The 25,644-nt window shown below is 68.3% G+C and carries 12 protein-coding genes; 9 read left to right on the top strand and 3 right to left on the bottom strand.

Annotated elements, in window-relative coordinates:
- Positions 1-98 precede the first annotated feature (98 nt).
- From ACZ4Z2_RS12805 to ACZ4Z2_RS12820, 4 genes are all read left to right on the top strand, one after another.
- Positions 99-377 carry a helix-turn-helix domain-containing protein gene (locus tag ACZ4Z2_RS12805; protein ID WP_468075169.1) on the top strand — a complete coding sequence of 93 codons (279 nt, stop codon included), beginning with the start codon at positions 99-101 and terminating at the stop codon, positions 375-377.
- A gap of 123 nt (positions 378-500) precedes the next feature.
- A complete protein-coding gene (locus ACZ4Z2_RS12810) occupies positions 501-1,763 on the top strand; it encodes a tyrosine-type recombinase/integrase (RefSeq protein WP_468075171.1) in 1,263 nt (420 codons plus the stop codon).
- A 455-nt stretch (positions 1,764-2,218) separates the two neighbouring features.
- Complete coding sequence (locus tag ACZ4Z2_RS12815; protein ID WP_468075173.1) at positions 2,219-8,968, top strand: DUF3320 domain-containing protein; 6,750 nt, start codon at positions 2,219-2,221, stop codon at positions 8,966-8,968.
- Between the two features lie 227 nt (positions 8,969-9,195).
- Positions 9,196-11,082 carry a DNA/RNA helicase domain-containing protein gene (locus tag ACZ4Z2_RS12820; protein ID WP_468075493.1) on the top strand — a complete coding sequence of 629 codons (1,887 nt, stop codon included), beginning with the start codon at positions 9,196-9,198 and terminating at the stop codon, positions 11,080-11,082.
- Positions 11,083-11,145: 63 nt separating this feature from the next.
- Here ACZ4Z2_RS12820 and ACZ4Z2_RS12825 read toward each other — a convergent pair whose 3' ends face one another.
- Positions 11,146-11,535, bottom strand: a complete 390-nt coding sequence (locus ACZ4Z2_RS12825) for a DUF5710 domain-containing protein (RefSeq protein ID WP_468075175.1) — start codon at positions 11,533-11,535, stop codon at positions 11,146-11,148.
- A gap of 62 nt (positions 11,536-11,597) precedes the next feature.
- On the opposite strand from ACZ4Z2_RS12825, the gene ACZ4Z2_RS12830 reads away from it, so the two are divergent.
- The 3 genes from ACZ4Z2_RS12830 to pglX all read left to right on the top strand — a co-directional run bounded on the left by ACZ4Z2_RS12830 (position 11,598) and on the right by pglX (position 20,729).
- Positions 11,598-12,185, top strand: a complete 588-nt coding sequence (locus tag ACZ4Z2_RS12830; RefSeq protein WP_468075177.1) for a hypothetical protein — start codon at positions 11,598-11,600, stop codon at positions 12,183-12,185.
- A gap of 214 nt (positions 12,186-12,399) precedes the next feature.
- A complete protein-coding gene (gene pglW, locus ACZ4Z2_RS12835; RefSeq protein ID WP_468075179.1) occupies positions 12,400-17,139 on the top strand; it encodes a BREX system serine/threonine kinase PglW in 4,740 nt (1,579 codons plus the stop codon).
- The gene (gene pglX, locus ACZ4Z2_RS12840; protein WP_468075181.1) at positions 17,136-20,729 is read left to right on the top strand and encodes a BREX-2 system adenine-specific DNA-methyltransferase PglX; all 3,594 of its coding nucleotides are present in this window, start codon (positions 17,136-17,138) and stop codon (positions 20,727-20,729) included. Before pglW ends, pglX begins: the two co-directional genes overlap by 4 nt.
- Here the strand turns inward: pglX and ACZ4Z2_RS12845 are convergent.
- Positions 20,656-21,246, bottom strand: coding sequence for an ATP-binding protein (locus tag ACZ4Z2_RS12845; RefSeq protein ID WP_468075183.1), 591 nt, complete (start codon positions 21,244-21,246; stop codon positions 20,656-20,658). The two genes, pglX and ACZ4Z2_RS12845, sit on opposite strands and share 74 nt — an antisense overlap.
- A 152-nt stretch (positions 21,247-21,398) precedes the next feature.
- On the opposite strand from ACZ4Z2_RS12845, the gene ACZ4Z2_RS12850 reads away from it, so the two are divergent.
- The gene (locus ACZ4Z2_RS12850; RefSeq protein WP_468075185.1) at positions 21,399-22,229 is read left to right on the top strand and encodes a helix-turn-helix domain-containing protein; all 831 of its coding nucleotides are present in this window, start codon (positions 21,399-21,401) and stop codon (positions 22,227-22,229) included.
- Positions 22,226-22,429, top strand: coding sequence for a DUF397 domain-containing protein (locus ACZ4Z2_RS12855; RefSeq protein ID WP_468075187.1), 204 nt, complete (start codon positions 22,226-22,228; stop codon positions 22,427-22,429). Before ACZ4Z2_RS12850 ends, ACZ4Z2_RS12855 begins: the two co-directional genes overlap by 4 nt.
- A gap of 135 nt (positions 22,430-22,564) precedes the next feature.
- Here the strand turns inward: ACZ4Z2_RS12855 and ACZ4Z2_RS12860 are convergent, their stop codons facing one another.
- On the bottom strand, positions 22,565-25,636 hold the full coding sequence (locus ACZ4Z2_RS12860) for an NACHT domain-containing protein (protein ID WP_468075189.1): 3,072 nt from the start codon (positions 25,634-25,636) through the stop codon (positions 22,565-22,567).
- Positions 25,637-25,644 lie beyond the last annotated feature (8 nt).

Here is a 25,644-nt window from a genome sequence, read left to right on the forward strand (position 1 = left end):
CATGCTGCTTCCAGCAGCCTTCCACAGGCTGCCCTACGTGGGATGGCCGTGAATACGGAACATCCCCTGCATCGGCAGCGCCTACCCGGAGATACGAGATGCGCAACCAGCCAGAACCTGTCATCGAAGCCGCCTTCCTGAACGTCCAGAACGCCGCGAAGTACATGGGCGTCTCGGTGAACACGCTCTACATCTGGCGCCATCGCAGGCAAGGGCCGCCCAGCTTCCGGATGGGGCCCGGCGGAAGGGTCATGTACCGCCGGGATCTGCTCGATGCGTGGCTCAGCGAACAGCAGCAGGCGGACTCGCGGTCGAACCCGGCCCTCAACCCGCTGAACAAGGCCCCGCGGCAGCGTGAGCGCCGCCGTGCTGCCTGACCTGGGAAAACGGGTTTGAGGAGTTGAGCAGCACTCGGAATTTCATGCACACGGAGATCGTCTGTGTGTCTGACCGCGACGCAGATCGCGCCGGGAGAAACAAGGCGAGGCCGAGAGACGAGTATGGCGGGTTACATCGAAGACCGGTGGCTCAAGAAGCGGCCGAACAAGGAGACGGGCAAGCGCGAGCGCACCGCCCTATGGGGCAAGTGCACGCGCTACCGCGTCAAGGGGATACCGGGGGTCCGTGACCGGTCTTTCGATACGGTCGCGGACGCCAAGGCGTGGCTGGCTGAGACGCAGACCGACGCGCGCCGAGGGGACTTCGTCGACGCACGCGATGGTGCGATCAGCCTTCGTGAGTACGTCGAGAAGCACTGGTGGCCGTCCCAAGTACATCCGGCTCAGACATTGGAAAGCATGAGGCATCGGATCTGGGGGCAGGTGCTGCCCCAGCTCGGATCCCTGGCTCTCAGGGACATCGGCGTCGCGGAGCTGCGCAAGTGGTCCGCCGACGTACAGAGGGCGGTAGCGTCGAGCACGGCGTATGTCGCGTGGGTGTACCTCAAGGCGATCATGCAGGCCGCGGTCGAGGACAAGCGGCTCTACCGCAACCCGTGTAAGGGCAACAGCTCGATCAAGCCGCCGAAGAAGCCGGAGCGCAAGGCTCGCGCCTGGGAGCAGGATCGTGTCGACGCCGTACGGGAGGCACTGGCCGACCGTTACCGGATCATGCTCGACCTAGGCGTCGGATGCGGACTTCGGCAGGGTGAGGTGTTCGGCTTCAGCCCGGGTGACATCCATGGCGACCTCGTGCACATAGAGCGGCAGATCCTCATGTACAAGTCGCAGCTGTACTTCGGCCCGCCCAAAGGTGGCAAGGAACGCGACGCACCTCTGCCGAAGGTGCTCGCGAAGCGACTCCTCACTCACCAGCAACGCTTCGAACCGATCGACGTCACCCTGCCGTGGCTGGACCCCGACGAACCCGACCTCGCGCGCGAGGATCGGCGGAAGATCACCGTCCCGTTGCTCGTGTACACCGGACGGCACGGCGCGATCAATCGCACCACCTGGAACACGAAGGCGTGGAAGCCGGCGCTGGCCGACGCAGGAGTCATCCCTCCGCTGCCCGAGCGACAGCCAGGTGAAAAGCCGTCGCGTGTGTGGGAGCCGAGCCGCGAGCACGGCTTCCACGTCTTGCGCCATACGTACGCCTCGGTGATGCTCGAAGCCGGTGAGTCGATCGTCTCGCTCGCGAAGTGGCTGGGGCACTCCGATCCGGCGTTCACGCTCCGGACGTACACGCACTTCATGCCGCAGGCCGGCGCTCGGGGACTGTCCGCCATCGAGGCGTGGTTCACGGACTCGACCGAAAGTCCCTGAGAAGTCCCAGAGGGCTGGACCAGCCGTCAGATGCCCACAAACGTGCAGGTCAGAGCGTGATCGCTCCCTGAGCGGAACAGAACCCGGCGTACAGCCCGACTCGTCTGCCGCTGCCTGCCTGCGGCGTTACCTCGAAAAGGGACCTCTGCTCTTCGGCCGAGGCGTTTTCGGGCTTCGGGAGCTTGCCCCTTCCGGGTTGGTGGAACGCCTTGCTGATGGGCCTGCCGGCCATGCGCTCACAACCTTCGTGATCGCCAAGAAAACCGTTCTGTAGTTAACGCTTCACGCATTGGTGAACTGACCGTAGAATTCCGCATCCAGGGGGATCAGCGGGACTTGTGCGGCCACCAGGACAAGTATGGACGTCCGTGGCCGCGCTTTGCGTTGGTGGTAGTGGTGAATGCCGGCGACGCCGGTGCTCCGCAGGCCCCGAAGCGACAACATCAGGGACCAGCGTGACGTACTCGGGTGACTTCGGGGGCAGCCAGGAACTCGATCGCCTCAAGGCGATGCTCGAGAGCTGGCGCACCTCTCTGGTGGACCTGAGCGGCCGCAACCGGCTGCTGAATTTTCGCCACACCAAGTCGGCGACGCTGGAGATCTCGACTCCATCCGCACAGGAGCTGATCAAGCGCCTGGCACGCGGCTGGGACTTCGCACCGCTCCCGGACGAGGAACCGGAGGCAGGTGAAGGCTTGCGCTCCGGCGATGTGGTCCTCGCGAAGATGGGCGACCGCATCGAAGGGATCGTCACGCAGAAGACCACTGGGCCCTCTCTCCTGCGCGCGTTGAACAGCCTTCGGGCCAAAGCGACGCAGATCTTCAACGACTACGGCCTGTGGACCCTCAACCTAGGCGTCGGCATGCTCCGCTGGCGTGAGGACGGGGCGGAGACGGGCAGTGACGCACCTCTGGTCCTGATGCCGGTGGTCATCGAGCGCGCGCGAAACGGCAGGATCCGCCTCAGAGCGAGCGACGACGAGGAACCGCGCCTCAACCCGGCCCTGAAGGTGAAGCTGGAGCAGTTTCATATCGACTGGGCGCCGGTCGGCGAACAGGACCCTTTGGACCTGCAGGCGGTGATCTCCGCCGCGACCCGCGCGGTGGCGGGCAAGTCCGGATGGCAGATCTCCGACCGTGTGGTGCTCGCTCTCTTCGCCTCACACAAGGAGTCGATGTATCAGGACCTGCTGGACAACGAGAACCGGGTCCTCAACAGTGACCTCGTCCGGGCGATGGCTCTCGGCCCCAACTCCGGGCTTGCCTCCGATCGTTTCGACTTCGAGGAGATCGAACTCGACCGCATCGACGAACTGAGCCCGCCCGAGGACAGTCCGCTGGTGCTCGACGCCGACGCCTCGCAGCGGCAGGCCGTCGCGGCGGCGGTGGCCGGACAGTCGTTCGTGCTGGACGGCCCGCCCGGCACCGGTAAGAGTCAGACGATCACGAACATGATCGCCGGTCTTATGCACGCGGGCCGCAGTGTGCTGTTCGTCAGTGAGAAGGCTGCGGCCCTCGACGTCGTTCTCGACCGGCTGAAGTCGGTCGAACTCGACTCTTATGTACTTGCCCTCCACAGCCACAACACCAGTCGCAAGGCAGTGGCCCAAGAGCTGGGACGGGTGTTGGCGGAGGAACCGCGCGCACCGCAACTGTCGCGGCAGACCCTGGCCCAGGCCAGGGACCTGCGCCTCGCGCTCAGTGCCTACGCCGAGGCGATGAACGAGGTCCGCGACCCGCTGGGACGTACCCTGCACGACGTACTCGGTCGGGTCGGCCAACTGTCCGAGGCGCCGGTGGCCTATCTGAGTCATGGTGCCGACACGCCTCCGAGGGCGGCGGCGACGTTTCGCGCGGAGACACTCAGCAGCGAGGATCTGCGCCTGATCGTCGAGGCGACGAAGGCCATATCCGACGCTTGGGAGGCGGTCGCCGATCCCTCGTTCCCCTGGCGGGATCTGCGGCCCGGCCTGGCGCACCCTCGCCCCGTGCTGGAGCAGGCCCAGGCGGCGCGGGAGGCGCTCACGACGGCAGCCGAACGGTACCGTGACCTCGCGCTCGACGGTGTACCCCGCACAGATCAGAGCGGAATCGACCGTCTGGTCCTGCTTCTACGGCTGCTCGACGCACGGAGCCCCGTGCCGGAAGCCTGGCTGACCACGGATGCCTTCGCCGATGAGGTCGACGACCCGGTCGACGCCTTCCTGGGGGAACTGCGCAAGGCCCAGCGTACGAGCACCGTTGTCCGAGCGACGATGGGCGAGCGGTGGCAGGAGCTGTCCACCAGGCTGACGGCTGAGCAGGGGGAGGCCGAGAGGGCGCTCTCCGCGATGGCGCCGCGAGGCATCGACCTCTCCGGGATCACGGAGGAGCGAGCACGACAGTACGCCCGCGAGTTCGATGCGACCGCTGGTGTGCTGGAGAGGACCCTGCAGAGCCTCACCCAAGTCAGCCAGTTCGCCGGGCTCACGCATCCCAGCACCCCCGAGCAAGCAGGTCATCTGTGTGACGTGATCGCCGTGGCCGGCACCGAACACCGCCCTCTCGAGCAGTGGCTGGTCCCTGACGGCCCAGCGCGGGCAGAGGAGGCGGCGGTTTGGGCTGTTGCCGACGCGCTGAGCGACTTCTTCGCACGGCGGGACCAGGTACTCTCCGCTCACGCCCTCGCGATGGCGCATGCGGGTCCGGGGTGGGCGGATCTGCACCCGGAACTGAGCCCGGAACGACCGGCCAACGAGCAGGCGCTCGCGGCACTGGACCCACCGGGAGCCGACATCGTCTCTCTGACCGGCCGCGAGGCTGCAGAGTCGGCCGAGCGGTTCGGAACCCTCGCCGACACCCTTGACAGGGCCGCCGAGCACGCCGACTCGGTGGCCGAGCGCCTCGGGTGCGACCGGCCGAAGGCGACGTCCGAGGCGGAGGACCTGGCCACTCTCGTGGAACTGGCGACAGCCTCGGACCGCGCCCTGGAAGGCTGGCTCGATCCCCGGACATTCCCCGGTGTCCAAGCAGCAGTCGCGGAGATCGCCGCAGCTGCCGATGACCTGGCTGCCGCAGAGGAAGCAGCGCGCGACACCTTCCTGCCCGAAGTCGTCTCCACGCCCGAACTGCGCGAGGCGGTCAACCGGCTCATGCAGAGCCGCCAGGGACTCGCCGGCATGCTGTCCAGCGGCATCCGGGCCGACCGGAAACTCGTGGCCCGGCTGACGCACGGCGGTTCGTGGCGCGGCGAGCTGTACGACAAGCTGCAACTCGCCGACGCCTGGTGTGCCGCGTACCGGAAGCTGCGGTCGCTGGCCACGACCCACGTCGAGCTGATCGGCCGCTATCGGGGCACGGACCTGCCCGATGTACCGGCCCTGCGCAAGGCGCTCGCGCACGGCGAAGCGGTCCATGCGCTCGCGCCGGAAACCGTCGCCGACCCCTACCGTCGGAGTCTGCTCGCCACTCACCTGGCCGATGGCCGAGCGCCGGAACCCGCGTTCGTCGAGCAGGCAACGGCGCTTCGCGGCCATCTCGCAACGTGGCGGAGGGATCTGGGCAGCCCGTCGCTGGCACCGTATGCGGCTGATCTCACCAAACAGTCGCTCACCGACAACGCTCGCTGGCTGCGCGCCCACCTCGCCCCGTTGCGACAGGCCGTTGCGCTGCTGGACACCGTGGCGTCGGTCGGTCGCCGGGACCATGGCCCGGGTTCCGGGCACAACCTTGCCTCCGCGCGTAGGGCGGTCGCGGCCGCGCACGCGGCACAGAAGGAGACGGCCGCGTTCGCCGCTCGGGCCGTCGCCGACCGCAGTCTGCTCGGCCCCTGGTACCGGGGCCTCGACACACAGGCGGACGACCTGCGTGACGCCGCGCCGAACGGTGTGACGGGCTACGAGCCCATGGGGCGGCTGCTGCGCCGCGGACTGGACTTGACGCGGCAGCAACCGGGTCCGTACGCCACGGAGCCACAGCGCGAGTTCCTGGGCCGGTACGTATCCGAAGGAAGTCCCCACACCGAAGCCCTGCAGGCGGCCCTGGACTCCGCCCGGCTCGTCGCCCGCCTCGCATCCGGCACGATCACGGAGCCGACACGTCGCACGAGCCTCGTCGACATACTGGCCGACGGGCGGCCCCAACCGCGCGATCTCCTGACGCAGACGGACCAGATCCGCCATGACTTGGACCTCTGGCGGGAGTACACGGCACAGCCCCACGTCGCGACGATCGGCACAGCGCTTGCTGCCCGCCCCCTCGAACGAGCGGCGAGCTGGCTCCGTGCGCATGTGGAGCCCCTCGAGGACGCGGCCGGCCTCATCCGATCGACCGCCCGGGTCATGGACGAGGCGACAGGGCTCACCCTGTCCCGGGCCAGGGAAGCGGTGGCCACCGTCGTCTCCGCCCGCGCCGCCGAGTCCTCCTTCGTGGAGAACGACGCCGCGTACCGAAGCCTCATCGGACCCCTCTATCAGGGCACCGACACAGACCGCGACGCGATCCTGGATGCCCTGGACTGGGCCCAGAAAGTCCGCCGTACCGCACACGGCGGCCACTCCGCGCCCCTGCCGCAGGCGGCGGCCCGGCTGATGCTGGTCGCACCAGCCGACACGTCCGTCGCTGACTGCGCCGACGACTGGCGCCATCAGCGCGAGGCGCTCGCCGGCTACTTCGAGCCCGGGCGGGCGGAGGAGCTGCGACGCGAGCTCGCCGAGTCCCTCAGCACGGCCCAGTCAGTACTGTCCCGCCTCGACTGCGACCCCTTCGGACCGGAAGCTTGGACCAGCTGCGCCGACGCATTGACCCTGCTGCGCCGGTACCACCTCGACGGGCTGCCCGATCAGCTCGCACGCCGTGAGGTCTCCGCGGAGGACTTCCCCGCCGCCATGGAACGCGCGGTGCTCACCGCCTGGGTCGAGCACCAGTTGGCAATCGACGCACGACTGAAGCCGATGCGGGCCCTGGAACGTGACCAGTTGGTGGAGCGCTTCCGGAGGGCGGACCAGGATCTGGTGGCGGCGGCACACGCCGAGGTCATCGCCGCGTGCAACTCCCGCCGCCCGCGTCGGACAACGGTGGGCCAGGCCGCGGTGATCCGCCGCGAGGCTCAGAAGCAGCGTCGTCACATGCCCGTGCGGCACCTGTTGCAGCAGACCCGTGACGTCGTACGGCTGGTCAAGCCCTGCTTCATGATGAGCCCGCTGACGGTCAGCCAGTTTCTGCCGTCAGACTTCGAGTTCGATGTCGTCGTCTTCGACGAGGCGTCCCAGGTGCTGCCCCAGGACGCGGTGAACTCCGTGTACCGGGGCAAGGCCCTCATCGTGGCGGGCGACCAGAAGCAGCTTCCGCCGACCTCGTTCTTCACCGCGACCCGTGACAGCGACGACGGCGACGAGTGGGACGAGGACGGCACCGACGGCTTCGAATCCATTCTCGATATGTGCAAGGCCAGCGGAGTCCTGCGCGGTCTGCCCCTGCGCTGGCACTACCGCAGCCGACACGAGAACCTGATCGCCTTCAGCAACCACGACTTCTACGACAACTCCATGGTCACGTTCCCGGGCGCGCTGGAACAGGGCCCCGACATCGGCGTGGAGTTCATCAAGGCGGACGGCGTCTACGACCGCGGCGGGAAGAGCGACAACCCCCTCGAGGCCGCCAAAGTGGCCCAGCGCGTCATCCACCACTTCGACACCCGTCCCGAGCACACGCTCGGCGTGGTCGCGCTGTCGAAGTCCCAGGCAGAGGCGATCGAGGAAGCGGTGCAGAAGGCACGGACCGCCCGCCCGGATCTCGACCACCACTTCACGGAAGGCCGACTCGACGGTTTCTTCGTCAAGAACCTCGAAACCGTCCAGGGCGACGAACGAGACGTCATCATCCTCTCCATCGGATACGGCCCCGACCACCGCGGCAAGCTGCTGTCGACGTTCGGCCCCATCAACAGGGAGGGCGGCTGGCGACGACTCAACGTGGCCGTGACCCGGGCCCGGCGCCGCATGGAAGTCATCGCCTCCTTCCACGGAGGAGATCTGCCGGACAGCGCCAACAAAAGCGTGCAGCACCTCAAGCGGTACCTGCAGTACGCCCAGCACGGTCCTGCGATCCTCCAGACCGAGGCCGCCGACCCGGACGCGGCTCCCGAGAGCCCCTTTGAAGAAGAGGTCATGGACGTCCTGCGCGGCTGGGGGCATGACGTCCAGCCGCAGGTGGGAGTCGCCGGTTTCCGCATCGACATGGCCGTACGACACCCCGGCGCGCCCGGCACATACGCGCTCGGCATCGAGTGTGACGGCGCCATGTACCACTCCTCGCGGGCGGCTCGGGACCGCGACCGGCTCAGGGAAGCGGTCCTGAGTGACCTCGGCTGGAGGCTGCACCGCATCTGGGGCACGGACTGGTACCGGAACCGACGGGATGCGGTGGCACGGTTGCGGGCGGCCGTGGAGGCGGCGTGCGCTGAGGATCCGCATGCGGTGCGAGTGGCGCCACCCGTGGGGGTGGACAGCAGCGATGGCCATACGGCGGAGACTGTCGACGGCGCCCAGAGCGCGGGAAATTGGGAGCCTGGTGAAGTGGCCGGTGGCCCGGTGGTTCCGCGAGTGGAGTTCGTGACCGTCGACGACAGCCCTGCGCCCTGGAGCCGTCCCTACCAGGAAGTCGATCCCGACCTGTTGTCAGGGGTACGTGACAGGTCGAGCAGCCAGCGGGGCATGTGGGGCGTGGAGTTGCAGGACCCCGACGCTCTCGATGTGGTGGCGGACGTGGCGCTGTGTGTGGTCGAGGTGGAGGGGCCCGTCGAGAAGGAAGTGATCTACACCCGCGTCCGTCTCGCATGGGGCCTCGGACGAGCCGGCCAGGTGGTCCGCGACCGCATCGACCGAGCTCTTCGCCGCCTGCTCAAGCAGGGGAAGATTGTCCACGTGGGTACGGCCTACGACCGGCCCGGCCACGAGACGGAGTTCGCCCGCACGCCGACGGAGCGGTGCGCTCGACGAGTGGCGGAGGTTCCTGCGGTGGAGCGGCAACTCGTGCTCCGCAGCGTGGTCGAGGAGGGTCCGGGCGTGCATCGCGAAGACCTGCTGCGGGAGGCCGCACGCTTTTTCGGGTGGGCTCGGCTCGGCGCCGACATCCGGGACGCGCTGACCGGCGACATGGACGCGTTGATCGCCGGCGGGCACTTGATCGAGTCGGAGGGCGGCCTGATGCCTGCGGAAGGTCGTTGATCCGGACGGCGGAGGCTACGGCACTCCGGTCTCCGGACGTCGGTAGGGGAGGCCGGGCACGGCTTCTGCTGCCGCCACTGGGATCACCGGTACGACTGTCAGCACCCCCAGGTACCCTCAAGCACATCGTCAACGCGGCCCGACGGGCTTCCGCTCCACCCCGGTGGAGTCTCGAAGGACATGCCCCCACCCGCACGAGTCATTTCGTGCTGCTTGGGGGGAAGTCCTTGCTGTTCCGCGCGTCCGCGAAGACGGTCGCCGTCATGGCACTCGACGGTTCGCTGTTTGTGCACCTCACCGACAAGTTCGTCCACATGCACGGCTATCGCCCTGGCGCCTCGGAGGTGCGGTCCTGGGAGCGCAGCATCCCCGTACTGGCCGCCGCGCTCAACGACGCGGGCCTGGGCGACGTGGAGGTCATGCTGGAGTACGCGCTCCCGCTGAACAGCAAGCGCGCCGACGTCGTCCTCGCGGGAGTGCATCCGGTCACGGGCGAGCCGTCGTACGTCGTGGTGGAGCTGAAGCAGTGGAGCCAGGCACTGCCCCACGAGGACGACCCCACCCTGTGTCATGTCGACGCCTATGCTCACCCGGTCCTGAACCCCATCGAGCAGGTCCGTCGTTACTGCGAGTACCTCGTCAATTTCAACGGGGCGGTGGCCGAACACGGGCGCCGAGTGGCCGGGGTGGCGTACCTGCACAACGCCACTGAGTTCGGTGTGACCGGCCTGCGGGAGATCGAGCGCGACGGCCAAGGACTGCTCTTCACCGCGGAACGCCGCGGCGCCTTCGTCGACCACCTTCGTTCGCGGCTGAGCGACAGGCACCCAGGTGGCCGGGCGGCGGACGAACTCCTCGCAGGCGCCACCGTGCCGTCGAAGCAGCTGATGTCCGTGGCCGCCGAGGAGGTGCGCGAACGCACGCAGTTCGTCCTCCTCGACGAGCAGCAGGTCGCGTACCGGATGGTGCTCAACGCGGTGGAGAAGGCAAAGCACGCCGATCGCAAGGAGGTCGTCATCGTCACGGGCGGCCCCGGCACCGGCAAGAGCGTCATCGCTCTTCAGCTTCTCGGTGAGCTCTACCGGCGTGGGGTGCCGGCACTGCATGCCACCGGCTCGCAGTCGTTCACGAAGACGATGAGGAAGGTCGCCGGCGCCCGCAAGCGGGAAGTCCAGGATCTGTTCAAGTACTTCAACAGTTTCATGACGGCCGAGAAGAACAGCCTGGGTGCCCTGATCTGCGACGAGGCCCACCGCATCCGGGAGACCTCGGCCAACCGCTACACGCGCGCCGAGCACCGTACCGGCCGGGCACAGATCGACGAACTCATCGACGTCGCCTATGTTCCCGTCTTCTTTCTCGACGAACACCAGGTGGTCCGCCCCGGCGAGATGGGCACCGTGTCCGACATCAAGGCGGCAGCGGCGTCGAGAGGCATCCCCTGCCACGTCGTCCCGCTGGACAGTCAGTTCCGCTGTGGTGGCAGTGACGCCTATTTGCGCTGGGTGGTACGGCTCCTCGGGCTTCAGGTCGGCGGTCCGGTGGTCTGGGAACCCGACGACCGCATGCAACTGCTGGTCGCCGACAGCCCGCAGGAGATGGAGGCGTTCCTCGAAGCCCGCCGTGCCCAGGGCTACGGCGCACGCATGTCCGCCGGCTACTGCTGGCGCTGGTCTCCGGAACCCAAGCCCGGCCACCCGCTGCCTCCCGACGTCGTCATCGGTGACTGGGCCCGCCCCTGGAACCTGCGCGGCGAACGCGCCGTCTCCGGTGCGCCACCGGCAGCCCTGTGGGCCACCGACCCGGCCGGCTTCGGTCAGATCGGGTGTGTTTACACCGCCCAGGGCTTCGAGTACGACTGGTCCGGCGTCATCATCGGCCCGGACCTGGTCTGGCGAGGCGGTCGTTGGGTCACGGACCGCACGGCGTCCAAGGATCCGGTCTTCAAGAGATCCACTCCAGACGCTGACGTGGACCGCTTGATCCGCAACACCTACAAGGTGCTGCTGACGCGGGGCATGGTCGGCACGGTCGTGTACTCGACGGATCCGGAGACACGGGAGAAGCTGCGGGAGCTCGGGGGACAGCCGACGCGGGAACTGGCCGCCACGTGACCGCGGCACTCACGGCCGGAAAACCGCGCTTGCCGTGAATCGTCTCCGGCCGTTGGCCGGACGTCATGAGGACGGCGGCAGCCACCGCGCCGCCTCCTCCAGACTCACCTTGGATGCGTTGACGTACCACTTCCGACGACCGTGATCCCACCGCGCACCGAGCCGCTTCTTCGCCTCGTCCCTGTCCGCGTACGAGACCTCCAGATAGAGGCGTTCTCCGTCGGCGCGGCCCGCTCCGCCCGCCTTGCCCGCGCCTGTCGTCCGCGAGTTCCACGCGGCCCTCTCCTTGCGGGCACACTCGATGACCGGCGGGTATGTCCTCCGCCTTGCGGCCGGGCAGGACGCCCTCGTACTGCAGGCCGCGCACGAGTTCGTGGATGGCTGCCTCGTGCACCGTGTTTGTGAGGTGGTCGCGCCCGGCGATCCGACGGAGTCGTTTTCGTTGTGAGCCATCCTTCGTGACGCTCACGGCTGACAATGACCTGTGAAGACATCTGCACAACGGAGGGGGACCCATGAAGCTCACCTACGTCTGCGTTGAGGGCACGCCGCAGGAGCTCGACGCGTCCGACGTGGTTCGCCAGCTCGTCCAGCAGCAGTCGGGAGCGATCGGCACCGTGCGCCGGACGCCTCGCGTGGTCGTCGATCCCGAGAGCGATGACGACGTGGACTTCGGGTGGCTCGTCGAGGGTGATGTGCCGGGGGTCGCCGAGGAGGGTCAGAGCACGGTGAAGGCGCAGCTCGCCTTCAATCCCGCAGCCCAGCAGTTCCTGGATTTCATGGCGGAAGCCACGCCCTGGGAGAACGTCGGAGTGCACGGCATCAAGCGCAAGGCGTGGCAGGAGGGCGATCCGCTCGACTACACCGGCTACCTCCGGCTCCGCCGCAAGGGCAGCCAGTACGGCGGCTTCGTCTACGCCTTCGCATCGACAGGCCTGATCAACTTCCGTTTGCAGTACAGCGACGAGATCGCGGAGCTGGCACCTGACGCCTATCAGCTCAGCAAGGGCAATCATCAATACAGGGTGAACATCCAGATCCATGACGAAAGCACCCTGAAGCAGGCGCTGTCCTTGGCTGAACTGGCTTACGGCGCCACCTGACGGGCGCTTCATTCATATCTGTCACGGATTGAATGCGGCCTGCTGCCTGTGTTGCGCGATGAAGCAGGGGGCGGTTCCGCCTGTGGATCGCATGTCCCATAGTCCCGTTTCTTCACCACCCCTTCTCAAGCCACAGGTGGCCACTAGGATCAACACCGAGGGGCTGACCATGGGGAACGGTGGCCTCTGAAGGCACGACGAGTGGGGAACAGGCATGCGGGAAGGCCGGTGGGTCACGGTCACCGAGTCCGAGTTCGATCATGAACGCCGTGGCCTGGAGGCGATCCGGGAGAAGCTCCCGGACTCCGACCCCTGGCGTGCCTGGTCGAACTTCACCTTCACCGCCAACACCGGCCACGTCCGCGAGGTCGACCTGCTCGTCGTCGCCCCCGGCGGCGTCTGCATGGTCGAGCTGAAGGACTGGCACGGCTCGGTCACCTCCGAGAACGGCACCTGGGTGCAGACCACGCCCGGCGGCCGCCGCCGTACGCACGGCAACCCGCTGCACCTGGTCAACCGCAAGGCCAAGGAACTGGCCGGCCTGCTCGCGCTGCCCGGCAACAAGCGGGTCTGGGTCGCCGAGGCCGTCTGCTTCACCGACAACAGCCTCCGCGTACGCCTGCCCGCCCACGACCAGAACGGCGTGTACACCGTCCACCAGCTGGTCGAGATGCTCAAGGCACCCCCGCGTGACGAGCGGCGCCGGGTCACGGCGATCGGCTCGCGCGAGATCGAGGCGGCCCTCAAGAACATCGGCATCCGCAAGAGCGACGCGCAGTACAAGGTCGGCCCGTACGAGCTGCAGCGGAAGTCCTTCGACTCGGGGCCCACCTGGGCCGACTACCTCGCCCGCCACAGCGATCTGCCCGAGGCCGCCCGCGTCCGCATCTACCTCAGCGAGCGCGGCTCCGACGCCTCCCTGCGCCAGTCCGTCGAGAACGCCGCCCGCCGCGAGGCCGCGGTGCTGGGCCGCTTCAAGCATCCGGGCGCCGTCCAGCTCAAGCAGTACTTCCCCTCCGGGCACGCCGCCGGCCCCGCGTTGATCTTCGACTACCACCCGGACACGTTGAAGCTGGACGAGTACCTGGTCCAGTACGGCGAGAAGCTGGACATCCTCGGTCGCATGGCGCTGGTCCGCCAGCTCGCCGAGACGATGCGCTCCGCGCACGCCAGCCGCATCCACCACCGGGCGCTCGCCGCCCGCTCCGTGCATGTCGTCCCCCGGCCGCGCGGCCGCAAGGGCCGGGCCGTCGGGGAGGAGGCCGCCTGGCTGACTCCGGAGCTGCAGATCTCCGACTGGCAGATCGCCACCCAGCGCAGCGGGGACTCCTCCCAGGGCCAGGGCATGACCCGCTTCGCGCCGACCGCCCTGTCCGCGATGCACCTGGCCGACGACGCTGACGCCTACCTCGCCCCCGAGCTGACCGCCCTCAACCCCGACCCGGTCCACCTCGACGTGTACGGGCTCGGCGTCCTCACCTACCTGCTGGTCACCGGCAAGGCCCCGGCCGCCAGCCAGGCCGAGCTGCTGGCCCGCCTGGAGGCGGGCGAGGGCCTGCGCCCCAGCTCCCTGGTGGACGGCCTGTCGGAGGACGTGGACGAACTGGTGCAGGCCGCCACCGCCTACCGGCCCGGCCAGCGCCTCTCCAGTGTGGACGAGTTCCTGGAGCTGCTGGAGGTCGTCGAGGACTCCCTGACCGCCCCGGCCGCGGCGGCCACCGGCACGGAGGCACCCGGCGAGGAGGACGAGACACTCGCCGACAAGGACCCGCTGGAGGCCGTCGCCGGTGACGTGCTGGCCGGCCGTTGGGAGATCCGCCGCCGCCTCGGCACCGGTTCCACCAGCCGCGCCTTCCTCGTCCGCGACCTCCAGGCCGAGACCCGCAAGACCCGCCCGCTGGCCGTGCTCAAGGTCGCCCTGTCCGACAGCCGGGGCGAGATCCTCGCCCGCGAGGCCGAGGCCATGGGCCGCCTGCGCCCCCACTCCGGCATCATCCGCCTCGTCGAACCCGAGCCGCTGCACATCGGCGGCCGTACGGTCCTGGCGCTGGAGTACGTCGGCGACGAACGCGACGACACCGGGCAGGGCGGCGAGGCCGGGTCCCGCCCGCGCCGCCGCGAGGAGACGGTCGCCCGCCAGCTCCGCGAGAACGGCCGCCTCCAGGTCGACCAGCTGGAGGCGTACGGCGACTACCTCTTCGGCGCCGTCGACTTCCTGGAGGGCGAGGGCGTCTGGCACCGCGACATCAAGCCCGACAACATCGCCATCCGCATCCGCCCCAACCGCACCCGCGAACTCGTCCTCATCGACTTCTCCCTCGCCGGCTACCCGGCGAAGAGCACCGACGCGGGTACCGACGGCTACCTCGACCCCTTCGTCGACGTCATCACCCGCGGCTCGTACGACTCCCACGCCGAGCGGTACTCCGTCGCCGTCACCCTGCACCAGATGGCCTCCGGCGAGCTGCCCAAGTGGGGCGACGGCAGTGTCCTGCCCCGCATGACCGAGGCGAAGGAGTGGCCGTACCCGACGATCGCTGCCGAAGCCTTCGACCCCGCCGTACGGGACGGTCTCGTCGCCTTCTTCCAGAAGGCCCTGCACCGCGACGCGGCCCAGCGGTACCCCGAGCTGAAGCCGATGCGGGACGCCTGGCGCAAGGTCTTCCTCGACGCCTCGCAGACGGTCCCGTCCAGCCACCGCACCCGCGCGTCGGCCCCGGTGCCCACGACCGCCGGGGAGGGCCTGTCCGCCCAGGGCGCCGCCGCGGCGGGGATCGCGGACGCCGAACCCGAGAGCGCCGAGCAGCAGCGCGACCGGCTCGCCGCCGAGGTCACCCGGGACACCCCGCTGACCGTCTCCGGCCTCACGCTCGCCGCCCAGTCGTTCCTCTACGGCCTGGGCATCACGACGGTCGGTGAACTGCTCGACTACAGCCGCCGCAAGCTCGTCAACGCCCCCGGCCTCGGCGCCAAGACCCGCAACGAGGTACAGCAGCGGCAGCGGGAGTGGGGCGAGCGGCTGCGCGAGATCCCCGTCTCGCCGCTGACGCCGAAGGGCCGGGCGGAGGCCAAGGAGGAGCTGGAGCAGCTCACGGCCGCCGAGTCGGCCCTGGTCGGCCACCTCGCGACGGGCGAGTCGGCGGCGACGCTGCCCGCCCGCACACTCCGCTCGGTCAGCCTCGACACCCTCGCCACCGTCTTCGTGCCCGCCGTCAACAACAACGGCTCCAACCGCAACAAGGCGGAGATGGTACGGCTGCTGCTGCGTCTGCCCGACGAGCACGGGGTCCTGCCGGACATCGGCGTCTGGCCGAAGCAGAAGGACGTCGCGGAGGCTCTCGGGCTGAGCCAGGGCCGTATCCCGCAGATGCTCAAGGACGAGCGCAAGCGCTGGAAGGCGGAGCCCGCCGTCCAGGCGCTGCGCGAGGAGATCATCGATTTGCTGGTCAGCATGGGGCGGGTCGCCTCGGCCGTGGAGATCGCGGACGCCCTGGCGGTCCGGCGCGGCACGCATCTCGCGGGGCGTGAGCAGCGGCGCGCGATGGCGCTGGCGGCCGTGCGGGCCGTCGTCGAGGTGGAGCAACTGGTCCCGCAGGAGGCCGAGTTCCAGCACCAGCCGAACCGCAAGGCGACGGACGAGTCCCTGGGCGCCGGCCTGCTCGCCCTCGACGTACGGGAGGACGACGGCCCGGACACCCCGACCGCACCGGGCCTGCTGGAGTACGCGACCCGCCTCGGCCGTACGGCGGACCGGCTGACCAAGCTGGACACCCTGCCGACCGCCGCGACGGTCCTGGCCGAGCTGGGCGCGCTGACGGTACCGCCGGGCGCGGTCAACTGGGACGAGCGGCGCATGGTCGAGCTGGCGGCAGCGGCCTCCGTGAACGCCGCCGCCACTCCGCGCCTGGAGATCTACCCGCGCGACCTGCCGCTGGTCCGGGCGCTGCGGCTCACGCAGGCCGGGCTCGTCCGCTGGATTCCGGGCGTCCCGGAGGGGCGGCAGCCCGGCCTGACGGGCGAGGACGTGCACGAGCGGGTGCGCGCCCGCTTCCCGGAGCTGGTCGTGGTGGACGGGCGGGGCGGCGCCTCCCACGAACTCCCGACGGGCGGCCCGCTCACCAAGGCCCTGCGCGACGCGGGCTTCGAGCTGTCGCTGAACACGCGCGAGGACACGGGCACGCTGCGCTACCTGCCGACGCGGGTGGACGACGCGTCCAGCTACCTCACGACAGGTGCGTGGCGGCAGTCGACGCGTACGGGTGCGGTGACGCGGTACGCCGACGACCCGCAGCTCGCGGGCGCGGTGCGCGCGGAGGAGCGGCTGCTCGCGTCGGCCCGCCGGGACGGGTTCCGGGTGTTGACCGTACGGCAGCAGTTGGTACGGGACGCGGTGCGGGAGCTGGGCGCGGAGCGGCTGGGCGCGGGTGCGGTGTCGGTGACGGAGCTGTTCCTGGAGGCCCTGCACGCGCAGGTCACGCCGGGTACGAAGCCGACCTGGGAGACCCTGCTCAAGGCGGACGCCGCCGAGCCGGGCTCGAAGGGCGCCGTGAAGTTCGCGGAGTACGTGCGGACGGCGTGGGGCGCAGTGGAGCCCAGGGTGGCGGAGCTGCTGGGCAACGGTGGCGGGGGTGGTGGCGGGGCCGGTCCTGTCCGTCCCGCCGGTCCTGTGCTGCTGACGGAGGCCGGGGTGTTCGCGCGGTACGACGCGATGGGCGTCCTGGACCGGCTGGCGTCGGCTGCCCGGCGGGGCGGGCGGGGGCTGTGGCTGCTGGTCCCGCAGGCCGACCCGTCGCGTGAGCCCCGGCTCGGGCAGGTGGCCGTGCCGTACCAGGCCGGCCTGGGGGAGTGGATTCAGCTTCCGGACACGTGGGTGGGCAATGCCCATCGCGGGTCCGGCGAGGGCGTGGCAAGTGCGGGTGCAAGTGCCAGTGGTGGCGAGGGAGACGTCAAGTGATCGACCGCAAGGCTCTGTTGAACGACCTGAAGCAGCAGGTCAAGGCGGTCGAGGCCGACCTCGGGCGCCAGGTGAAGGCGCTGGGGGAGGTCGGCGCCCGTCTGAAGGCCGAGTACGACCAGGCGCGCAAGCTGGGGCGTACGGCGGCGACGTGGACCTCGTGGCTGGACGAGCGCGTCACGCAGGTCGCGGTGGCGTGGGTGCTGGGGACGGTCTTCGTACGGTTCTGCGAGGACAACCGGCTGATTCCGGAGCCGTACCTGACGGGGCCGGACGGTGACCGCCGGGAGCTGGCGGAGGCTCGGTATGACGCGTACGTGGAGTCGGACGAGGACCCGACGTACCGGGGGTGGCTGCGGCGTGCGTTTGCGGAACTGGGTGACGGGCGAGCGGGCCGGTTGTTGTTCGACAGCAACCACAACCCGCTGTACCAAATTCCGCTCTCGCACGATGGCGCGCGGGAGTTGGTCGAGTTCTGGCGGGGAAGGGACGAGGTGGGCGTCCTCGCCCACGACTTCACCGACCCGCTGAACGAGGACGGCACGCAGGGCTGGGACACGCGGTTCCTCGGTGACCTGTACCAGGACCTGAGCGAGGCCGCCCGCAAGACGTACGCGTTGCTCCAGACACCGGAGTTCGTGGAGGAGTTCATCCTCGACCGGACGATGAACCCGGCGGTGCGGGAGTTCGGGTACGAGGAACTGAAGATGATCGATCCTACCTGTGGGTCGGGGCACTTTGTGCTGGGGGCGTTTCGGCGGTTGGTGCGGCTTTGGGGCGATGGCCAGCCAGGCAAGGACGTGCACGAGCGGGTCAGGGCTGCGCTGGACTCGGTGCACGGGGTGGACATCAACCCCTTCGCGGTGGCCATTGCTCGGTTCCGGTTGCTGGTTGCGGCTATGGCGGCGAGTGGTGTGCGCACACTAGCGGAGGCTGCGAAGTACGAATGGCCCCTCCACCTTGCGGTGGGGGACTCGCTGATTAAGGGGCGGCAACTGGGGCTGTTCGACGGCCTCGAAGGCGAGGACCAGCTCACGGAGTTCGCTTATGCGACGGAGGACGTGCTGGAACACCCCTGTATTTTGCAGCAAGGCCGTTACCATGTCGTCGTCGGGAACCCGCCCTATATCACCGTGAAGGACAGGAACCTTAACGCGCTGTACCGGGAGCTGTACGACTCCTGTTCGGGCAAGTACGCGTTGTCGGTGCCGTTTGCCGAGCGATTCTTTCAACTCGCCAAGCGCGGTGACTCCGATGGCAACGGGTACGGCATGGTCGGTCAGATCACTGCTAACTCTTTCATGAAGCGGGAGTTCGGTACCAAGCTCATCGAGAGTTACTTCACTCACGAGGTCGAGCTAACCGAAGTCATCGATACCTCTGGCGCATACATCCCGGGGCACGGCACGCCGACGGTCATCTTGGTTGGCAAGCCTCGCTGCGGGAAGGGGCGATCGATGACGATTCGTACGGTCCGAAGCGTGCAGGGGGAGCCATCGGCACCAGGGAACGCTGAGGAGGGCCTGGTCTGGCAGTCGATCGTCGAGCAGATCGACAAGCCAGGCTCGGTTAGCCAGTGGGTTTCCGTGGATGACCTATCGCGGGAGAAGTACTTCGGCAAGCAGCCGTGGGTTCTGGCTGATGGCGGCCAGGAGATGGTTGAGCAATTGGAAGCTGCTGCGGTGACGAGGTTGTCCGCGCTGACGGAGTCAAGCGGATTCTCTGCCATCACCGGAGACGATGATTTGTTTGCTTATCCCCGGCCGACTGCTATCTGGCTGGCCGATCGTCAGGTTCCCATGAGGCCTTTCCTGGAAGGTGACCAGATCCGAGACTGGGATAGCTTTCCGGGCGCGGATGCCATCTACCCAATCGGAGCCGGAATCGACGAGCGGAAGCGGTTCGAGCTGAATGAACTCTGGTCAGGGCGAAGTGTTCTGCGGAACACTCTCTACTTTGCCAAGACAAAGGAAGAACGTGGTATCCCCTGGTCTGACTATGCATTCTATAAAGAGGATCGCCTCAATGCCTCCCTCCTGATCACATTCGCGTTTGTTGCGACGCATAACCATTTCGTGCTGGACCGGGGTGGCAAGGTATTCAAGCAGTCCGCTCCAGTGATCAAGTTGCGAGAAGGGGTGACTGAGGAGGGTCACTTGAGGTTGCTTGGCCTCCTCAATAGCTCAACGGCCGGGTTCTGGCTCCGTCAGGTGAGCTATCCCAAGGGAGGCGATCCCGTTGGTGATGAGGGTGCGCGGGTCAGTGTGCATCCTTGGTCTGACCGTTATGAGTTCACCGGCACCAAACTGCAGGAGTTCCCGCTCCCGGCCAACTACCCGACCGAGCTTGCCACCGCCCTCGACGCTCTCGCACAGCAGCTATTTGCTACGTCTCCCTCGGCCTTTGCTGAGGCAGCCCTCCCCACTGCTTCCGTCCTCCGCGAGGCCAAGACCCGTTGGGTGTCCTTCCGCGCCCGGATGATCGCCTTGCAGGAAGAGTTGGATTGGCAGGTCTACAGCCTCTATGACCTTCATGCCGAAGACTTGCGCGCGCCCGAGTACTCCGTGCCTGAACTAGCCCTCGGAGAGCGCGCCTTCGAAATCGTCCTTGCTCGTCGTGTGGCCGCAGGCGAGGCCAGCGACGAGTGGTTCAAGCGGCACAACTCCACCCCCATCACGGAGATCCCCGCCTACTGGCCCGCCCCCTACCGAGAGGTCGTCCAGCGACGCATCGACGCCATCGAGTCGAACCGTGCCATCGGCATGGTCGAGAGGCCCGAGTACAAGCGCCGCTGGGCAACCGAGGGTTGGGACGCACTCCAGGAGAAGGCCCTGCGCTCCTGGCTGCTTGACCGGATGGAGAACCGCGACCACTGGTTCGACGAGAACGGTCAGCCCACCATCCTCACCCTGGCCCGTCTCACCGACGCCCTTTCCCGCGACGAGGACTTCGTTTCCGTCGCCAAGCTCTACGCGCCCCGCAAGGAACTCGCGAAGGTCGTCTCCGAACTGATCACCGATGAGCACGTGCCGTTCCTCTCCGCACTGCGCTACAAGCCCTCCGGGCTGAAGAAGCGCGCCGACTGGGAAGAGGTGTGGGACCTCCAGCGCAAGGAGGACGCCGCGCCCGACGAGCCCGCCAAGCGGAAGATCCGGGACTCCATCCCCGTGCCGCCGAAGTACACCTCGGCAGACTTCCTCCGCCCGTCCTACTGGAGGGCGCGCGGCAAGCTCGACGTGCCCAAGGAGCGGTTCATCTCCTACGGGCAGACCAACGCCGCCACCCCCGAGCTGTACGGGTGGGCCGGCTGGGACCACCGCGAGCAGGCGCAGGCCCTCGCCACGTACTTCACCAACACCGCGCTGTCCACCGAGGAGATCACCCCGTTCCTCGCCGGCGTGCTGGAACTCCAGCCGTGGCTGTCCCAGTGGCACAACGAGTTCGACATCCTCTACAGCGGCTCCCCGGCGGACTTCTTCGCCGGTTACCGCCAGCAGAAGCAGGGCGAGCATGGACTCACCGACGACGACCTCCGTGCCTGGCGTCCTCCGGCCGCGACCCGAGGTCGTCGCGCAGCAGCGAAGCCGTAGTCAGGAGTAGTTCGACGTCGGTCGGTTTGGGGGCCACCCGGGGCGTGCGCGGGCGGCCCCCTTGCTGCATGCGCAGCTCCGCCCACACGGTTTTGCCCGGGGCGGCATGGCGAGGGGTGACGCCCCAGTCGTCCGAAAGGGCGGCGACGAGGAGCAGTCCCCGGCCGGACTCGGACAGAGAGTCGGTCACCGGAGGACTGGACGGAGGCTGCTTCTCGGCGCGGGTGTCGGTCACCTCGACCCGGACGATGCCCTCGCTTAGGACGAGGTGAAGGTGGAAGTCCCGGCCGGGGACATGCCCGTGGCGTACGGCGTTGGCGGCGAGTTCCGCTGTGATGAGGGTGAGCGTTTCGTTGACGTGGCTGGTGTAGGGGTGGCCCCAGTCGTCCAGGCGGTGTGAGACGAGTCGGCGGGCGAGGCGGGCGCCGCGCGGTGTTGAGGTGAAGCGCATGGTGAACTCGCGTTCGGGTGCGAGGCGCTGTGGCATATGCCCGTTCGGGGGAGTTGCTGACTTCATGGGGTAAACGGTCGCGGACTCTGCGTAGCTTTGACCAGGAGCGATGCGCTGACGAGTACGGGCTGTACACGGGGGCGGTGCGCTTGTACGTGGTGGTGGGCGTGACCGGTTCCCGGGCCCCGACCGGGCGGTGGTACGAGAGGAGCTGCGGCGTGGACGACGAGGTTCAACAGCCGGAGTACGAGGTCGGAACGGGCATGCTGTGCGTGTTCGGGCGGCAGTTGAAGCTGTTCCGGGAACGGGCGGGGATGGACCGCGCGGGGCTCGGGTCGCTGACCGGGTACTCGGCCTCGACGATCGCGTCGTTCGAGCAGGCGAGACGTATCCCGCCGCCGAAGTTCATCGACCAGGCCGACGAAGTGCTGGGCGCGGGTGGGGTGTTGAGCGCCAGCAAGGAGGAGGTGGCTCGGGCTCAGTATCCGGCGTTCTTCCGGGACGCCGCCAAGTTGGAGGCCGAGGCAGTCGAGCTCTATGTGTACGAGACCCACGTGGTCAACGGCCTGTTGCAGACAGAGGAGTACACGCGGGCCCTGCTGGGGATGCGGCGTCCACTGTTGGACGAGGCGACCATCGAGCAGCGCGTTGCTGCGCGGCTCGTACGACAGGCGATCTTCGACAGGTGGCCCGCTCCGTTGCTGAGCTTTGTCATGGAAGAGGCGGTTGTGCGGCGGCCGCTCGGAGGTGACCAGGTATGGCGCGGACAGCTTGAGCAGCTCCTCTTGCTCGGCCAGAAGCGAAACGTCGAGCTTCAGGTCATGCCGCTCGACCGTGAGGACCACGCTGGTGTGGATGGTGCGTTCACCTTGCTGATGCCAAGGCAGGGCCAGCAGGTCGGCTACATGGAGGCTCAAGGTCGGAGCACGCTGGTCACCGAGCGAGATGCGGTCCATGCGCTGTCCGCACGCTATGGGATTATCCGAGCGCAGGCCCTCACCCCGAGTGAGTCCCTGGCCTTCATCGAGAAGCTGTTGGGAGAGAGATGAACGCTGAAACAAGGCGCGGTCCCGCGCCTGCGCTTGTCTGGGGCAAGAGCAGCTACAGCGGTGCTGAGGGCGGTCAGTGTGTCGAAGTAGCCGCCAGCTTCGCCACGGTCCACATCCGCGACTCAAAGGACACAACCCGCGCCGCCCTGGCCGTAGACCCCACGGCGTGGACCGCGTTCGTCGATTTCGCAGCACTCTGACAGCGGCAGGGCCTTCGGCGTAGGAGTACCTTGCCGAAGGCCCTCCGTGTGTCTCAGCCGAGCCGGATTCTCAATCCCGCCGTCCTGCGGCGGGATTGAGCCTAGGCGTGCTATCTCATGAGGTTGGTGTCGCGTTCAGGTAGGTGGGTGCGGCAGTTCGTCTAGCAGATGGGCGTACGCTTCGCCGGCTGCGTGTGCGTCTATCAGGCTGTGCGCCCGGTTGACCCAGTCCTGCGACACGGGCTGTCCAGCCAGCTCCCACTGGCGTAGCACCACGGCCAGAAAGCGTTTGGTGAAGGCGGTCGCGTCAGGGTCGAAGTTGTACAGCGCCGCGTGTACTGCTTCCCGGTGCACGGGCGAGAAGTTGCCAGCCGTGCACCACAGCCGGAAAAGGAGCCGTGCCCCGGAGACTGCCTCTCCGTCGGACAGGGCAACGTAGCTGGTGAGCGCCAGGCCGAGGCCGAGTTCGTCCAGCGCCTGGGCCATGTGCAGCAGCGCGTCGGTTCCGATGTCGCACCGCAGGTGCGCATCCTGCGTCACTTCGTTCGGGCTCGTGTACAGCCAGCCGGTGTAGCGCCGCATCTCGCTATTGGGCCCGTGGCCGTAGATCCAGCGCGGGTCTACCGCACGGGCGTCGTCCGTTCTGGGTACCGGGGGCCATACCCGCAGGCCGGGATCCAGAGCCTCTACCAGTCGGACTGTGATGTGGCACCGTTCCCCCTCCCACGTCCGTTCCAGCCGCAGCCGGTCCGCCAAGGCTCGCCACTCGTCTTCATGTAACTGCGACTCCAGCAGCAGCATCGTGTCCCGCCAGGCGCCGACCGGGTTTCGCGCCTCGGGGAACAGTTCCCGCCCCGATGTCTCCTCCGCCACCACAAGCAGAAGCAGCAGCAGGTTGGCGCGATAGTAGGTTGGGGAGGCCGGGGCAGGGCGTCGGCGCGGCAGGTAGGAGGCGTAGGCGGAGACGGGCCGGTCGTCCAGGGACTCATGGAACAGCCGCAGCAGCAGTTGACGCAGTTCCTCGCGGTCCTGCAGCGGCCGCAGTGTCTCCACGAGGAATGTCACCACCGGCCCCCGTCCCGCGCAGGCGGCGAACGACAGCAGTGCGTACAGGAACGAGTCGTCGGTGCGGGAGCGCCGGGCTCGCCGGGCCTCTGCTTGCTCGGCCGTCATCAGGTCCTGGAGTTCGTGCCCGACGAGTCGGGCGACCAGGAACTCGCCGAAGGTCGCGTGCAGGAACTCATACGAGTGCAGCCGCGTGTCGTCGCGGAATGCCTCCGCGCGGTGGATGAAGAAGAACCGGCCGATGGTCGTCTGCGCCCCGGTCAGCGCGGCCCGCAGTCCCGCGGCCGAGGGTGCCTGCTGCGGCAGCAGCGCCTCCAGGTCCACCTCAAGCTCGTCTTCGGTGATCCACTGTCGGCCCCGGTTGAACATTCCGAAGGCGGCCACGGAGAGCCGCAGCAGTTCGTACTCGATCTCCTGAGCCAGATCCTCGTCCGTCAGCCGCGCATCGTGCTTGAGCAGCTCCCGGCGCGCGAACTGGGCGAGCAGCCGTTCGTACAGCTCGAAGCCGGCCAGCGTGCCCGACTCCCGCTGGTAGGCGTTGTCCTGGGCGTCGTACAGCGCCAGCATCAGCAGCAGGAGAGGTTGGCTCGCGAGGTCGGGCTGGGCCAGGGCCTGTTCAGGCGTGAGCGGGCGCAGGCCGTTGCGGCTGAAGTAGGCGGCGTTCTTGCGGTTCCACAGCTCCAGCCACTTTCCAGTCTGCGTGGCGCTGAAGGGTTCGAGCCGGACCGCGATCCCGCCGGGCGTCAGCCGGGCCCGGTCCGCGACGACGGTGCGGCTGGTGACGACGACGGCGAGCGGCCGGCCGAGCGCGGCCTCGCGCTGTTGGAAGTTCGCTACCCGTTCCAGGTAGTCGGACTGGTGCAGCCCGGTCGCTTGGAGCAGCTCGTCGAAGCCGTCGAGGAGGACGACCGGCAGAGCGGGTCCGGCCGCGCGAACGACGTCCGCCCAGTCCATGGTCCGCTCGCCGGTGGCCTGTCGGATCGCGGCCTCGATCTGGTCCTGTACGCCCGTGTCGGCGGGCACGTCCCGCAGCGGGACCCGCACCACGAGGAAGTCCTCGGCGGGCAGCCGGGCCGCGAGCACCTTGGTCAGAAGAGACTTGCCGGACCCGGGTAGACCGAGCAGCAGGATCGGTACCTCAGTCGCCTTGGGCGCCGTCAGGAAGCCCTCCAGAAACGAGTCCAGGCCACCGCGCACCTCATGCCGCCGCCACCATGCCTCACTGGTCAGCCGCTCCGCCGAGCTGAACCCTGCCACCCGGAAGTCCGCGCTCACGTACGCCTCACGCAGGGTCGGGATCGTCATGCCCTCGGCGGTCTCCTCCGCTCCCAGGATCGGTGCGTCGAGCGGCAGGGCTCCGGCGCGGCGCAGGACAGTCAGACGGCCTGCCGGAAGAGCCCTGTCCAAGAGCCGCGTGACGGCCTCCTCCAAGTGGCGGACCGCGACCCGGGTCGCCCGGTGGTCGACCCGGTCGGCCCAGACACCCACATCCGGGAAATCTGCGGCCAGTTGACGGAACAACTCCTCGTAGCAGGTCAGTGCGGTATCCGGGATGCGATCGCAGAGGATCGCGCGTACTTCCTCACGCGCTGATGGTGAGAGCCGGTCCCAGACCGCCAGGCCGGAGACGTAGTCCTCCATATGCCCGGACATGGCGGCATAGAAGCCACGCAGCGCGGTCAGGGTCGTCTCATACGGCTCGTGCGGCGAGGGCAGCGGCAAGTGCGAGCGCAGAAGGTGGTCAGCAACGGCGGCGAGGCGGCGAGACTCGGGGACGTTACCGGTGGCCAACCGCACAGAGTCGGTCCGGGAGACGGCGAGTTCCCGGACATCGAAGGGCAGCCGCACCTGGGCCATCGCTTCACTGTAGGCGGCCACGACGATGACCGCGTGGGCGGCGGCCAGGCGCTCAGTACGCTCGAACCGACCCAGGCCCTGGATCCGTTCGGCAGTGCTCGACACCAATGAGCGGCTGAGTTGAGCCAGTTGGGCATCGGCCCTGAGAAGCGAGAGGACCAGTTCGGGCGCCGGCCCGACAGCGGTAGTGAGGGCGCCGCCCACCACACGGTCCAGTGCGTCGAGGACCGGCCCGTTCCCCCCGAGCAGTCGTACGGCATCGGCGTAACGCAACGGTCCTGGCATCCCCCCGC

The organism is Streptomyces sp. NPDC030183 (assembly GCF_055573455.1).